Genomic DNA, 15,357 nt, shown 5'->3' on the forward strand with positions numbered 1-15,357 from the left:
ATTTAAATAGACTGCAAAAAGATTTTAAATTGTATTAAATTCGTGAGATTTAAATGAATTAATATTCATCTATTCCTAAGCCTGTAACAGAAATAAAAACCGATTACTGCAAAATGCCTTCAATAAAAAGTTCAGGCGGGAAGGCCGGTGTGGGAGTAAAAGTTGCGAAGAAAGATGCTGTAGAAAAACATTCGCTCCGGCAGCAAATTGAATATTATAAAACAGAAAGGGAGATACTGCTGGCCTTAAGCAATGATATTACAAAGGTTCGCGGAAAGGATGACCTTATCAAAGTATTTTCATCAAGGCTTAAGCAATATTTTTATTTTACACACGCCGTTATTTCGCTTATTAATCACCAGAAAAAAACGTATTATCCTTTTCTTATAGACAGGGAATCTATGCCCATCAGGCACCGTACAGAACTGCCTTCTTTGCTTAAAATGGAATTTGTTATCACCGACCCATTCCTTACGCAGGTAAAAAGCCCAAACACGTCAGCAGCTTTCCTTTTAGACGATATTATTAACGAACCGGGCATTCCCGGTTTTTTGAAAGTGAATTATGAATGCGGTATAAGAAAGGCGATGATTGTGGAGTTGAAAAATAAAATGGAAACCTTCGGCCATGTATTGATGTACTCAGATAAAACGGACAGTTTTCCTGATGACTTTAAAGATGTGCTGGAAGGCATTGCGCCGCATCTGTCAAATGCCGTTACCAATATCATTATCAACCAGGAAATGTCGCAGAAGGATAATGACAAATCATTTCTCATTGATTTTAGCCACGATATAGCTTTAACACGTACAAAAAATGAATTGAACCTGGCCATTCATCAATCCCTCAAAAAGCTGGCGCAGATAAAAACTTATTTTATACGTACGCTGGATGATAACGGTATTACGCTAAGCCCATTTATGCACGATGAAAAAGTGTTTTACGAAAACGACCCCGGGTTTAAACATCTTTATCAAACTAAAATGAGAAAAGATGAAGGCATCACAGGCAGGGTATTAAGCGGCAATGCACCGGTACAAATTGATTTTGCTAAAGAAGTGAAACAAGGTAATACCGATTATTATATTGAGTTCTGGAAAAGCCTTGGCCCGGAAAAAGCGGGCTTTCAAAAAATGGTAGGCGTTCCGCTTAAAACCGGCACTGCCATGCTGGGCGTATTGTGGGTGATAACACAAAAGATAAACCTGGAACTGCTGGAAGGCATAAGCGCGCAAATATCTATCGCTATTTCAAACATCAGGTCAAATGAAGAAATTGCCGAAAGGGAAGCGGAAAAATCTGCTTTGCTTTCTTTAAGTGAAGAAATAGCTGCTTTGAAAAAAAAGGAAGATTTGCAGGAAGTAGTAAATAAGCAATTCAAAACTTTATTCTCTATTGAAGATTTTGGGTTCCTGCAGATAAATGAAGACCATACTTACAGTTCATTTATGCTTGATCTTGGAAACCGTATAAAGGCAGAACCAGGCTATGATGAAATAACCTCAGAAAAGTTCCCGGTTGGCGATCCTGTTTTTGAACAAATGATGAACTCGGAAAACCCTGTTGTATTTGAAGTAGATAAACTGGCTGCGCACACCGGCATGCCTTCTTATGTTTATTTCTGGAAAAAACTTGGCGTTAAAAGAATATTAGGAACAGCATTGCGGGTGGGCGGAAAAAATATTGGCTGCGCTTTTCTGCATATTGATACAAATAAGAGCGGGAAACTAAAAATCAATTTGCTAAAAGCTGTTTGCGCCCATATATCCGTAGCTGTTTCCAATATTATTTCTACGGAGCAAATCTACAAAAAACACAAGGAGCAAACCTTTCTGCTGGAATTCAGCAATGATATTGCCCGCGTAAGAACCAAGGCAGAATTGCAGGCTGCTATTTTTAAAGTGCTGGAAAAAACCATGCACATACAATTAGCCATGATACAGGTGATTGACGAAGATGGCTTTAACCTCAGCCCGTTTATGTATGATACCACTTTATATGATAAATCAAGATCGAAATCTTTTTTTGATGAAATGGTAGCCAGGCGGGTTACCATTAATGAATATTATACAACTAAAGTGCTTGCCAGTGATGAAGGTGTTGTTTTGAATGTGGATGATGAAGCCGCAACAGGCAACCCTTATGCAAGGTTATGGCAAACTACCGGGTTTAAACATACGTATGCTTTGCCGTTGCGAACGGGCAGTAAAAACCTCGGCACAATCTGGCTGCATGCCAACCACGTGAGCGAATTGATGGTAAAAGGCATTTGTGCGCAAATATCTATTGCCATTGCCAATATACAGGCCAATGAAAAATTACTGGCATATAAAAAACAACTGGAGGTAGAAAACGATTACCTGCGGGAGCAGATAAGTACGCTCTATAATTTTTCTGATATTATTGGCAGCGGGCCTGAGATGCAAAAAGTATATCACCTTATGTCGCTTGTTGCTGAATCTAATTCCACCGTTCTGTTGTTGGGCGAAACAGGCACCGGCAAAGAGCTGATAGCCCGCGCCATTCACAATGCATCTCCCAGGAAGGATAAACTGATGGTAAAAGTGAATTGCGCCGCATTGCCGCCTAACCTTATAGAAAGCGAATTATTCGGCCATGAAAAAGGCGCTTTTACCGGTGCTATTGAAAGACGTATTGGCAAGTTTGAGCTGGCCAATAACAGCACTTTATTCCTTGATGAAATTGGTGAAATGCCACTTGAAACCCAGGTGAAATTATTGCGCGTTTTGCAGGAACGCGAGTTGGAGCGGGTGGGCGGAAAAACTACTATTAAAGTAGATGTAAGAATAATTGCAGCTACTAACCGTAACCTGGAAAGTGAAGTAAAATCCGGGCGCTTCAGGTCTGACCTCTTTTATCGTTTGAACGTATTTCCCATTACATTGCCTCCGCTAAGAAACCGTATAGAAGATATTGAAGCATTGGCTGTATTTTTTCTTGCCCGGTATTGTAAAAATTCAGGAAAGAATATAACATCCATATCTGCAAAATGCCTTCGTGAATTAAAAGGCTATGCCTGGCCCGGTAATGTGCGGGAGCTGGAACATTTAATTGAGCGGAGTATTCTTTTAACGCAGGGAAATGTGCTGAACGAAATACAATTGCCAAAGGCATTTGGTAATGAAGACAATGATTATGCGGATGCTTCAAATAAAACACTTGAAGAACTGGAGCGTAATTATATTATCGAAGTTCTTAAAAAATGCAGCGGTAAAATATCAGGCAGCGGCGGCGCTGCCGGTGCATTGGGCATTCCTTCCACAACCCTGCATTCTAAAATGAAAAAGCTGAACATTATGAAAGGAGATTATTTTCAATAACTCCAAATACCTGAAAAATAAAACTGTTAAGGTTAAAGTGTAAACATGCATACTTTCTTAATCGTAATATCTGTCATGCAACCTTAAATATTGTGCTGTTATATTATTGAGTAAGATAATTAATACAGGCATCTGCTTAACTGCTGCAATTACATATAATCATACTTATAGCCTTTAATATCTGCGCAAAGAAATAAATTGTACACACCAATTTACGATATACAGTGTGCTGCTTCGCCAATTGACGGAATATAGTGTAATCCTTCCCGTCTTCCTGTTTATAACATATTGATTATTAAATAACTGTGCAATGGCATGGCTATTGTTTTTCCCACTGCCGATGAATGAAAAAAATGAAGGACATGCAGGCAGAAACAGATGCTTAAACTAAAATAATACGCACTAAAATAATGGCTCATGAAATATGAATACACAAGGGCAGCATTTGGCCGCCACTCATTTATTGAAGTTGAAAAAAATGTAAAACTGCATATATCAGACCTTGGCAAGGGTGAGCCCATTGTGTTCATACATGGCCTGCCATTTAACAATACCATGTTTGAATACCAGCATCAGTTCTTTGTTAAAACAGGCTATCGCGTTATAAGCATAAGTCTTCGCGGGTTTGGCTTTTCAGATAAGCCATATGGAAAATATAATTACAATGTGTTTGCTGATGATATAAAAATAATACTGGAAACGCTTGAAGTGGATAACGCTATGCTGGTGGGTTTTTCAACAGGTGCCGCGGCTGCCATACGATATGCATCAAGGTATAACGGCGCTCATATTAACAAGCTGGTTTTATGCAGCGCGGCAGTGCCTTTCCTGGCCGAAAAATATGAACCTATGTCCATTGCTTTAAACCAAAATATTGAGGAGCTCATCAGGCTGATCAATTCAGACCACCCGGCTTTTTTCAAAAAATTCGCAGGGCTTTGCGCCGGCAATAACCAGTTTGTATTATCGAATATAATCCCATGGTTCGATAATATTTATACACAGGCCTCACCTTACGCAATAGAGCAGGGTTTGCTGTTGCTGCGCGATGCTGCGCTTTATACTGATCTTAAAGAAACAACCTTGCCTGCAGCCATTTTTCATGGAAAAAAAGATGAGGTATTCCCGTTTGATTTGGCAGAGCGCCTGTACGATCTTATTCCGCATGCATGGTTTGTTCCTTTTGAAAACAGCGGCCATGCATTATTTCTCGAAGAAATGGAAAAATTCAATTTATCACTGATGAAGTTTATGCGGCTGGGTATTGCTAAACAAGCGGCAGCCGCATCATTATATTATTAATAAAAATGCATGAACATGAAAAATTATAATTCCCTCAACGATGCTTTAAAAGACCTCAGGCAAAGAGGTTATACGGCAAATTTTAAAACGCAAAAGGTTTGCCTTTACTGTGGCGACCTGGATATGCGGCTCGATCCGCAGGATTTTAATGTGGATGAATCATACAGGTTTCCTGAAAATATAAATGGGGTAAGCTGCCTGCTGCTGGCCATCACCAGTTCAGGCGGTTTAAAAGGCACTTTGTTAGACGATTATAACACCGGCCCTGCAAACATAAATGAAGCAATGATGGAAAAATTAAACGCACATATTCAGCATGCAATAAGCGGTTAATAATTCAGCATAAAAAGCCAACCAAGAAAAGCACCATTTTAAAAACAGTTTTATTTCTTATACATAAATACATTAGTTATGTCACAAATTAACAAACCTGCAAAAGCAGAAAACGACCCCCGCATATTCAAAGAAGTAAGGGCATTTCTTGAAGTGCTTAATTCAGGAACAGGCAAGCCTATTGAACAGCTTAGCCCGGCAGACGCCAGGAAAGTATTGATTGATGCACAATCTTCCGTTCCGGTTAATTATGCCGGTATTGAAGAGGCTGAAAGAACAATAACACAAGACGGTGAACAGGTAAAGGTACATATTGTAAAACCTGTGGGTGTGCAACCGGCGGCGCCCGTATTCATTTTCATTCATGGGGGCGGATGGGTACTGGGCGATTATCAAACACATAAACGGCTGGTAAGAGACCTTGTGGTGAAAAGCGGCGCTGTAGCTGTTTTTCCCGACTATACACCCTCGCCGGAAGCATATTATCCTGTTGCTGTTTATCAAATTTATGCTGTGCTTAAATGGGTGGCCGAACATGGAGATGAAATAGGCGTTGATGGCAAAAACCTTGCTGTGGTGGGTAATAGCGTTGGCGGTAATATGACGGCGGCCATAGCATTAATGGCTAAGGAGAAAAATGGCCCGGCAATAAAACTCCAGGTTATGCTTTGGCCCGTAACCGATGCCAATTTTGAAACAGGCTCTTATAAAGAATTGGGCGAAGGAAGATTTCTTACAAGAAACATGATGATATGGTTTTGGGATAATTACCTGCCAGATAAAAAAGCCCGTAAAGACATATATGCTACCCCGCTAAATGCCGGTTTGGAACAATTAAAGGGCTTGCCGCCGGCACTTATTCAAACGGCTGAAAATGATGTGCTGCGCGATGAAGGCGAAGCTTATGCACACAAACTGAACGAAGCCGGCGTAAAAGTAACGCTTACACGGTATGGCGGGTTGATTCACGATTATGGCTTATTAAACGCTTTGGCAGAAGTGCCTGCCGTTAAAGTGGCGCTTTTGCAGGCAGCAGCAGCCATAAAACAGGCATTAACGCCAAACGATACTATTGTAAAATAAAAAATGTTTTGTGGTGAGCAACAATGCTGGTGCTATGAATATTCTTAGCCGGTGCATGACAATGCACTTCAATAAAGCAATTTGGTGTCACGCAGTCCTATCATTCAACAGCATCAGCATTTCCTTTAAAAATCATCGCATCAAAATTTAAGATATCAATCTTATCATAAAATCTAAAAAAGAACAATCATGAAAATTGTAGTCATCGGCGGAACCGGCCTTATTGGTTCAAACCTTGTAAAAAAGCTTGGGCAGAGCGGTCATACTGCAATTGCAGCTTCGCCATCTTCAGGCGTTAATACCATTACCGGCGAAGGTTTACCTGAAATATTGAAGGGTGCAGATGTTGTTGTAGATGTTTCCAATTCACCTTCTTTTGAAGATGAGGCTGTTTGGAATTTTTTCAGAACATCTACTTCAAGGCTTTTGGAAGCAGAAGCGCATGCAGGTGTTAAACATCATGTAGCCATGTCGATAGTTGGCGCCGACCGCCTTCCGGATAGTGGTTATCTCCGCGCAAAAGTAGCGCAGGAAGAACTCATTAGAGCATCAAGCATGCATTATAGCATATTGCGTTCTACACAATTTTTTGAATTTGCCGGCGGCATAGCCAATGCTGCTACTGTTGGCGATGAAGTGCATATATCCCCTGCGCTATTTCAGCCTGTAGCATCTGAAGAAGTGGTGGAAGTGCTGGCAGATATTGTAACAGGCAACCCGCTTAACGGCATTGCAGAAGTGGCCGGGCCGGTGCGTATGCCCATGAGCGAATTTATACGTTATTACCTGGATGCAACAAAAGACAGCCGGAAACTAATAGTAGATGAGCACGCTAAATATTTCGGCACCGAATTAAATGATGATTCACTGGTTTCGGATGCCAGCCCACGCCTCGGAAAAATTAAATATGAAGATTGGTTTAAGCAGCAATTAGTAAAAGCATAGGCTCCCCGGTATTATTTAATTTTTTTCAATAACTGCCTTTCGAAACGAAGATGACGGGTGTCAGTTCGTTGAGGCGGCTGTAAAGGGCATGCACTTTCCACCCGTTCGTGCATGAGACAAACCCACGCCGGCGCGGCGTCTCCGCAAAAGCTGGTCAGCCACACAATGAAACGAATGGCAGCATGCTGTTTTTTCTTCAAACAATAAATGTTTTCTTATGAAGCTGGTTCTTTTACCTCAAAAGTCCGGGCATGGCAATATGCGTGCCTCATCAGAAACATTCCAGGAAAGCATATATCCTTATCTCCGCGAAACAAACATTACAGATGGCGGTGAGTTTCTGGACGATTTCAAACGGTTGGGTGATCAGCCAGCCGGTGAAATACTTGCAGAAGATGATGAATGATCTTTTGCCGGTATGATACACTATTTATTAATCAACAAAAACAAATTTTATGTTTACAGTTACACAACTTACAGCAGGTGCATTACTGGCAGCGGGCGTTCTTTTTGCCACGCCGCAAAATGCAGATGCACAAACCAATATTAAAGGGGTAAAAAATATTGTATTGGTACATGGCGCCTTTGCCGATGGGTCAAGCTGGGCGAAAGTTATTCCTTTATTACAGGCCAAAGGCCTGCATGTAATAGCCGTGCAAAACCCGCTTACTTCGTTTAAAGACGATGTGGAAGCCACCAAAAGAGCAATTGCAGAAGCAGACGGCCCGGTGCTTTTGGTTGGGCACTCTTATGGCGGCATGGTAATTTCAGAAGCAGGAAAAGACCCTAAAGTAGCCGGCCTGGTTTACGTGGCTGCGCTTGTACCGGAAGAAGGCCAGAACGTGAACGATGTTAATGCGGCTATGGCTCCAACAGCGGTAGGCCCTGAGCTCAGGCTTAGTGCAGCAGGCTTTTTGTCTTTATCATTAAAAGGCATCAACGAATTTTTTGCTCAGGATTTACCCGCCGGTGAAAGAAAGGTGATTTACGCAACACAGGTACCCTGGGCTGCATCTGCCACTGAAGAGAAAGTATATAACCCTGCCTGGAAGAGCAAACCTTCGTGGTATGTGGTTGCTTCAAAAGATGGTATGATTAACCCCGACCTGGAACGTTTTAAAGCAAAGCTGATAAATGCTGTTACGCTTGAACTTCCAAGCAGCCATATCCCTATGGTATCCCAGCCGGATAAGGTTGCCGCCTTCATTATAAAAGCCGCAGAACATTTATAAAAAACAATGAATGAAGCATGATTAAAAGCTGTGGCAATCGCTAACGTTGGGCACAATATACAGTCACGATTGTTCAACGTTAGCTGATTTAATACAGCAGAAAAAAATAAATAATAACCGATAAACAGAGTTACATGTTAGCAACAGGAACAAAGGCGCCGGAGTTCGAATTGTATTCCTCGCCATATCAAAAAATAAAACTGAGTGAATTAAAAGGCAAGAAAATTATTCTCGCATTTTATCCTGCAGACTGGAGCCCTGTATGTGGTGACCAGATGAGCCTTTACAATGAAATGGAAAAATATTTCGACCGGCATAATGCCAGAATAGTAGGCATATCGGTTGACAGCAGGTGGTGCCACCTGGCATTTAGCCAGCATAATAATTTTCATTTTCCATTGCTCGCAGATTTTGAGCCCAAAGGCGAAGTGGCCAGCTTGTACAAAGTGTATAATAATGAAACAGGAGAATGCCAGCGGGCATTATATGTTTTGGATGAAAACGGAATAATCCGCTGGAGTTATTTATCGCCTGTTGGTATAAATCCCGGTGCTGATGGAATATTAAGTGCACTGGAACAATTAGATAATTAAAAAAAAGTAAACAAATGAAACAACTAATACCGGTAATAAACAGCAACGATCATATTTATGGCAATGAAAAAGCGCTGATTGAGCTGGTTGAATACGGAGACTATCAATGCCCGTATTGCGGCCTTGCTTATCCAATTGTAAAAAATATTCAGCAGGAACTGGGTGCTGATTTAAAATTTGTGTTCAGGAATTTTCCACTTTCAAAAGTTCATCCGTTTGCTTTTGCAGCCGCTGTGGCTACAGAGGCTGCGGCCCTGCAAAATAAATTTTGGGAAATGCATGACATTATTTTTGAAAACCAGGAAAGGCTAAACATTGAAAATATCATTGTATTTGCTGAAAACATTGGGCTTGACCTTCAGCAATTCAAATATAATATCCAGCAAAAAGAACAGTCCGTTAAAGTAGAGCGTGATTTTGAAAGCGGCCTTCGAAGCGGTGTAAATAGAACACCATCTTTTTATATCAATGGCAATAAATATGAAGGTGAGTGGCGGGAAAGTGAATTGCTGCAGTATATGCAAGGCCTGTTAATAGCTGCGCCTGAAACTGCTCAATATGCAATGCTCAATAATCAATAATAATTTTACCGCTATTTTCAGTTTAAGCATTGCATATTTATTTTATTAGCGTTGCGCTTAGGCTTTATTAAGAAGCTGTTTGCGTTAATAGTTGAAAAAAGTTTATGCGGATAAGTTCATAAAAAGTGTAGTATTAATCATGAAAGTTGATGGAAAGTATTTATGTAAAAAATATTTCCTCCACCAACTTTCAGGGGCAAACAATAGAAGTTTACTTTGCTGTAAACGAAAATCAAAATGTGAATTAAGAGGAACTTTTTCAAATTTAATTAACCTGAACAGCTTCTTAGCGTAACATTTCAACTAATCAACTAATCAACTCAATCAACTTCTCTTTACCCGTAAGCGGTCATTTTTATTTCTCTTATTTTGCACAAAAATTTTTTATATGAAGCGATTAGGTGCACTCATTTTCTCCGCTGGTATCATTACCCTTACAAATACTGCAATGGCACAAACCACATCAAAGAATTTTAAGTTTATTAATCCTACCAATATGAATATGCAGGTAAAACCGGGCGATAATTTTTATTTATATGCAAACGGAAGCTGGATAAAAAATAACCCGGTCCCTTCTTCCAAAACACGCTGGGGCAGTTTTGATGAACTGCGCCAGGCAAGCTTAGACAGGCTGAAACTGCTTTGCGAAGAAGCGGCCAAAAACGCATCGAAAAATGATTTATACCAGCGTGTTGGCGATCTCTATGCAGCAGCAATGGATAGCGCAGCTATTGAAAAATCAGGTTATACACCTATAAAACCTGAGTTGGAAAGATTAAATGCATTATCAACGCAGGAACAGGTGCTGAATGAAATTGCCACTTTGCGCACAAAAGGCGTTGGAGGTTTATTATATGGTTTTTCTGTTGGCCAGGATGATAAAAATGTGAATGAATATATTCCTGAATTAAGGCAGGGCGGCACTTCTTTGCCAGACCGTGATTATTATCTAAAAAATGATGCACGCAGTGAAAATATTCGCAATGAATATGTAAAGTATATAACAGATATGTTTAAGCTGGTGGGCGATGATGAAACCACAGCTCAACAAAAGGCTCAATATATTTTAAACCTCGAAACAGCATTGGCAAAAGCACAGTTAAGCCGTGTTGAAATGAGAGACCCTGTTAAAACATACAACAAATTTTCTGTTGATGATTTCAGTAAATTAACGTCCGGGCTGGATTGGAAAAACCTGTTTGCTTCGATGAAGGTAACCGGCGCCGACAGTTTGCTTTGCAATAATCCGGCCTTCTTTAAAACCATTAATTCTTTATTAACCGCTGTGCCGGTTAATGTTTGGAAAGCTTACCTGCAATGGGCTGTTATTAAAAATTCAGCAGCATATTTAAGCAGCGATTTTGTAAACAGGCAGTTTCAGTTCAGCCAGGTATTAACCGGCCAGAAACAAATTACGCCACGCTGGCAACGCATGAGTGCCTTGGTTGACCGCAATCTTGGTGAATTGCTTGGCCAGTTATATGTGCAGCAATATTTTAATGATGCCGCCAAACAGCGCATGCTGGCACTGGTAAAGAATGTACAGCAAACTTTTGCAGACAGAATTAACCGGGTTGACTGGATGAGTGACAGCACAAAACAACAAGCCATTATAAAACTAACAGCCATCGTAAACAAAATTGGTTTTCCAGATAAATGGGAAACATATCCAGGCGTTGTTATAAACAGGAATGATCTTATCGGCAGCCTGCGCAGTATTGATGAATGGGCATATAATGATAATGTTAGCCGCATGGGCAAACCGGTTGATAAAACAAAATGGGGCATGACGCCGCCAACCATCAACGCTTATTATAACCCGTCCAATAATGAAATTGCTTTCCCTGCAGGCATTTTACAGTTCCCGTTCTTTGATGAAAAAGCTGATGATGCCGTGAATTATGGTGGCATTGCCGCTGTTATTGGCCATGAATTAACACATGGTTTTGATGACCAGGGCAGGCAATATGCTGCAGATGGCAATTTAAAAGACTGGTGGACTGCTGCTGATGCAAAGAAATTTACAGAACGTGCAGATAAGGTTGTTGACCAATACAATGCTTTTACTGTGAACGACAGCCTTCATGTGAACGGCAAACTTACGCTGGGTGAAAATCTTGCAGACCTTGGCGGGCTTAATATTGCTTATGAGGCTTTCAAAAAAACAGAAGAAGGCAAGAGCAATAAAAAGATTGATGGTTTTACACCCGACCAGCGTTTCTTCTTAAGCTGGGCGCAGGTTTGGAGATTAAACATCTTACCTGATTTTGCAGCACAACTGATATTAACCGATCCGCATTCACCAGGCATGTACCGTTGCAACGGGCCAGTAAGCAACATAGATGCCTGGTACACGGCCTTCGATGTGAAACCGGGAGATAAAATGTATAAGCCGGAAAACGAAAGAATTAAAGTGTGGTAACACTGATAAAAAAAGCAGCCCTGGAGCTGCTTTTTTTATCAGTAAATATTAGCCCGGATAGCAAAGAAAATTTATTTTTAACTACATAAAACCGTATTGCAAACCGGTAAAAAAATATCTTCATTATATTTTATAATCAATGAAATATTCTTATAAAAAATAAAACTATACTAATGAAAAACATTCTTATCCCAACTGATTTTTCTGATGCTTCCTATCATACAATATCTTACGGAATTGCATTGTCAAAATCATTAAATGCTGAAAAGATTATTATATACAATGCTTATCAGCCTTATATTTCAGAGGACCCCGAATTCAAGCCGGTGCTGTTAAATGAAATAGATATGTATAAAGAGGTGAGTGAACAGGCCATGCAAAAATTAAAGGATACATTCCGGGAAAAAATTTCTCCCGGTACACAATTAATTTGTGAAGTGGATTATAACGTTGTTGAAGGCGGCATTATAGATGTAAGTGAAAAGTATAATGCCGATCTTATTGTTATGAATGTAAGCTCAACGGGTGCACTGGAAAATCTTCTGTTTGGAAGCACTGCAGTAAGTTTATCAAAGCATAGTAAAATACCGGTGCTCATTGTTCCTGCTGAAGCAAAATTCACAAAGCTGGATAAGATATTACTGGCCATTGATCTTAAAAATACAAAAACAACTGCGCCTGTCGATCATATTAAAAAGATACTGGACATTACCAACGCGAAATTAGATGCGCTGCATGTTTTGGTTCGCGAAAAGGATACGGATAATGTGAAAGAAGAAGAGATTGAATTTCTAAAAACAAATTTCGCAGGGTATAACACGGAATATTATATTGAGCAGGCGCATAGCCTTACAGAAGGCATAAATGATTTTGCCGGCAAACATCAATCAGATGTTATAATAATGATACCCAAAAAACGCGGGTGGCTGGAAAGCATTTTCAGGCGCAGCGAAAGCAAAGCCGTAGTGTTTCATAGCCATATTCCCGTGCTGGCTATTCGTGAATGATCATCAATTTCATTAAATGCCCGAAATATTAAACAATACAAAGCTGAAAGACAGGTTAGAGGCCATAAAAAGTTTTTATAACAGTGGTGTCACGAAAACTTATCCATTCAGGAAACAGCAGCTATTAAAACTTAAAAAAACTATTCTTGAGCACGAGGAAGAATTATATAAGTGCTTATATATCGATCTTAAAAAAAATAAAGAAGAGACCTGGGTTACAGAAATTGGTTTTGTAATAGCAGAAATAAACGCAGCACTAAAAAACCTGCATAAATGGATGCGCAAAGAAAAAGTGCCAACCAATCTTGTTAACCTTCCATCAGCGAGTTATATTATTCCGGAACCTCTCGGTGTTGTATTAATTATAGGCCCGTGGAATTATCCTTTGCAGCTTTTGTTTTCACCGCTTATTGGCGCGATTGCCGCAGGTAATTGCATTGTATTAAAACCAAGTGAATTGGCGCCTGCAACAGCATCAGTTATGAAAAAAATAATTGAAGCCTGCTTTCCTGCGCAATACGTTTTTTATATAGAAGGCGATGGCTCTGTTGTGGTGCCGCAATTAATGCAGGAATTTATATTTGATCATGTTTTTTTTACAGGCAGTACGATTACGGGCAAAGCTGTTTATAAGCTTGCGGCTGAAAATTTAGTGCCGGTAACATTAGAGCTTGGCGGCAAGTCGCCCTGTATTATAGAAAGCGATGCAGATATAAAGGTTGCAGCCAAACGTATTGCTGTTACAAAATTTTCTAATGCCGGGCAAATGTGCGTGGCGCCCGATTATTTGCTACTCCACGAAAGCATTAAAGAACCATTTTTAAAAACGCTTATTAACACGATTGAAAAGTTTTATACAACAGACGCATCAGGCAGTGAAGATTATGGAAAAATCATCAATGAAAAACAGTTTAACCGCTTAATAAAATACTTTGAAGAAGGAAAAATTATTTACGGCGGAAATCATGATAAAGAAAATCTATTTGTTCAGCCAACCATTATAGAACATATCGATACCAATGATGCTTTAATGCAGGATGAAATATTCGGGCCCATTCTTCCTGTAATTACTTTCAGCAATAATGAAGAAGCAAAAGCCATCATTCAGAATAATACAAATCCGCTGGCTTTTTACGTGTTCACATCCTCTAAGCAGAAAGAAAATTACTGGCTTGAAAACATTGCATTTGGCGGCGGCTGTATTAACAATACAAGCTGGCACTTAACCAACCACAACCTTCCTTTTGGCGGCAGGGGTAAAAGCGGTATGGGAAAATATCATGGTAAATATTCTTTTGACACTTTCAGCCATTTTAAAGCTGTAATGAAAACGCCAACATGGTTCGACCCTTCATTGCGTTATCCTCCTTTTAAAGGCAAGTTGAATTTGTTTAAAAAAATAATTCGCTGATTACAACCTCTTAACAAAATCGTTTAGCACTTCTTTGTATTGCCCGGCATTTATTTCAGGCAGCTTATAATTGAATGAAACTGCTTCTCTAAGCTGCATTTCAAAATCATCTTCCTGGTTAAAGGTATAACACCATTTTTGTGCAAATAAATGTTGTGCAAGATATTCCTGCTCGGTTTGGCCGGGCGTAGGAATAAAAACCGCTTTCTTTTGAAGCGATAAAACTTCCATCACTGTTGTATAACCACAGCGGCTTATTACAAACTCACTCTGTGCAATGGCAGCCTGCATTTCTTCAGTGTTCAAATGGTTGAAGATGGCGCAATTGGGTGATATAAAATTCTCCTCGTTTTCGCCGGGCAGCCCGCGAACAATAATAAATTTATCAGGCATTTTGGATGCCAGCTCAAAAATTTTCTTTTCAAAAATTGATCTTTGTGGTTCAGGCCCTGAAATAATTGCAATCCATTTATAGTTTAATATTGTTGTATCCATTTTTTTTAATCTCGAAAGCGGGCCAATATATTTTGAAGGAATAGCAGGTAATTTTTGTGGATGTGAGAGCGCACCTGCAATATTTAACGTTCCGTTTAAATCAGGTATCCAGCATTCATTAAAACGGTTAATGAAACGGTAATTATACTGCTGCAGCATCCTGTCAAGCCATGTAATATTCGTTTGTATGCAAAGCTGGTGGGTTATAAAAACACTGGTTGTTGCTGTTGTGTAAAACCCATAACGGTTATCTGAAATAACAGCATCAAAACCATATTTGTGATGTGCTTCATGCAGCCAATTACGTTCAAACCTTATTATTTTTAAAATTTTAGGGATTTGCAATAAAATTTTAATGACTAAATAACGTTTGTTTTTTGAATAAGAAATTTCATATCCGGGCAGGTGTAAGAACATAATTCCGGGAAACTCGTTCTCTAATAATTTTTTTATTTTTCCTGATGCAGCAATAGTAACAGCACACCCGAGTTTCTGCAAAAATCTAATGAGAACAATGCACCTGGTTGCATGGCCAAGGCCCCAATCAAGCGGCGCAATTAAAATTTTTTTTATGTGCAGATCTTTGTTCAAAAAAAAATTGTTGGTTTGCTT

The 15,357-nt window shown here is 39.7% G+C and carries 13 protein-coding genes; 12 read left to right on the top strand and 1 reads right to left on the bottom strand.

The window, feature by feature from the left end:
- Positions 1-113 precede the first annotated feature (113 nt).
- From BM015_RS21830 to BM015_RS09150, 12 genes are all read left to right on the top strand, one after another.
- A complete protein-coding gene (locus BM015_RS21830; RefSeq protein WP_245751330.1) occupies positions 114-3,341 on the top strand; it encodes a sigma 54-interacting transcriptional regulator in 3,228 nt (1,075 codons plus the stop codon).
- A 417-nt stretch (positions 3,342-3,758) separates the two neighbouring features.
- On the top strand, positions 3,759-4,643 hold the full coding sequence (locus tag BM015_RS09100) for an alpha/beta fold hydrolase (protein ID WP_090657519.1): 885 nt from the start codon (positions 3,759-3,761) through the stop codon (positions 4,641-4,643).
- Between the two features lie 15 nt (positions 4,644-4,658).
- Positions 4,659-4,976 (top strand): phosphoribosylpyrophosphate synthetase, encoded by a 318-nt coding sequence (locus BM015_RS09105; protein ID WP_143075806.1) that lies wholly within the window; start codon positions 4,659-4,661, stop codon positions 4,974-4,976.
- Positions 4,977-5,054: 78 nt separating this feature from the next.
- Complete coding sequence (locus tag BM015_RS09110; RefSeq protein ID WP_090657523.1) at positions 5,055-6,059, top strand: alpha/beta hydrolase; 1,005 nt, start codon at positions 5,055-5,057, stop codon at positions 6,057-6,059.
- Positions 6,060-6,248: 189 nt separating this feature from the next.
- Positions 6,249-7,004, top strand: coding sequence for an SDR family oxidoreductase (locus BM015_RS09115; RefSeq protein WP_090657525.1), 756 nt, complete (start codon positions 6,249-6,251; stop codon positions 7,002-7,004).
- 217 nt (positions 7,005-7,221) lie between these two features.
- Entirely contained in the window at positions 7,222-7,410 is a 189-nt protein-coding gene (locus BM015_RS09120; RefSeq protein WP_090657527.1) for a hypothetical protein, read from the top strand.
- Positions 7,411-7,459: 49 nt separating this feature from the next.
- The gene (locus BM015_RS09125) at positions 7,460-8,236 is read left to right on the top strand and encodes an alpha/beta fold hydrolase (RefSeq protein ID WP_090657529.1); all 777 of its coding nucleotides are present in this window, start codon (positions 7,460-7,462) and stop codon (positions 8,234-8,236) included.
- Between the two features lie 134 nt (positions 8,237-8,370).
- Positions 8,371-8,829: a redoxin domain-containing protein gene (locus BM015_RS09130; RefSeq protein WP_090657531.1), complete on the top strand. Its 459-nt coding sequence runs from the start codon at positions 8,371-8,373 to the stop codon at positions 8,827-8,829.
- A 14-nt stretch (positions 8,830-8,843) separates the two neighbouring features.
- Positions 8,844-9,410 carry a DsbA family protein gene (locus BM015_RS09135; protein ID WP_090657534.1) on the top strand — a complete coding sequence of 189 codons (567 nt, stop codon included), beginning with the start codon at positions 8,844-8,846 and terminating at the stop codon, positions 9,408-9,410.
- A gap of 388 nt (positions 9,411-9,798) precedes the next feature.
- Positions 9,799-11,832, top strand: a complete 2,034-nt coding sequence (locus BM015_RS09140; RefSeq protein WP_245751332.1) for a M13 family metallopeptidase — start codon at positions 9,799-9,801, stop codon at positions 11,830-11,832.
- 173 nt (positions 11,833-12,005) lie between these two features.
- The gene (locus tag BM015_RS09145; RefSeq protein ID WP_090657536.1) at positions 12,006-12,839 is read left to right on the top strand and encodes a universal stress protein; all 834 of its coding nucleotides are present in this window, start codon (positions 12,006-12,008) and stop codon (positions 12,837-12,839) included.
- A gap of 16 nt (positions 12,840-12,855) precedes the next feature.
- Positions 12,856-14,250, top strand: coding sequence for an aldehyde dehydrogenase (locus BM015_RS09150; protein ID WP_218148463.1), 1,395 nt, complete (start codon positions 12,856-12,858; stop codon positions 14,248-14,250).
- Here the strand turns inward: BM015_RS09150 and BM015_RS09155 are convergent, their stop codons facing one another.
- A complete protein-coding gene (locus BM015_RS09155) occupies positions 14,251-15,336 on the bottom strand; it encodes a glycosyltransferase (protein WP_143075807.1) in 1,086 nt (361 codons plus the stop codon).
- Positions 15,337-15,357 lie beyond the last annotated feature (21 nt).

This window comes from Parafilimonas terrae, from assembly GCF_900115755.1.
Lineage (GTDB): Bacteria > Bacteroidota > Bacteroidia > Chitinophagales > Chitinophagaceae > Parafilimonas > Parafilimonas terrae.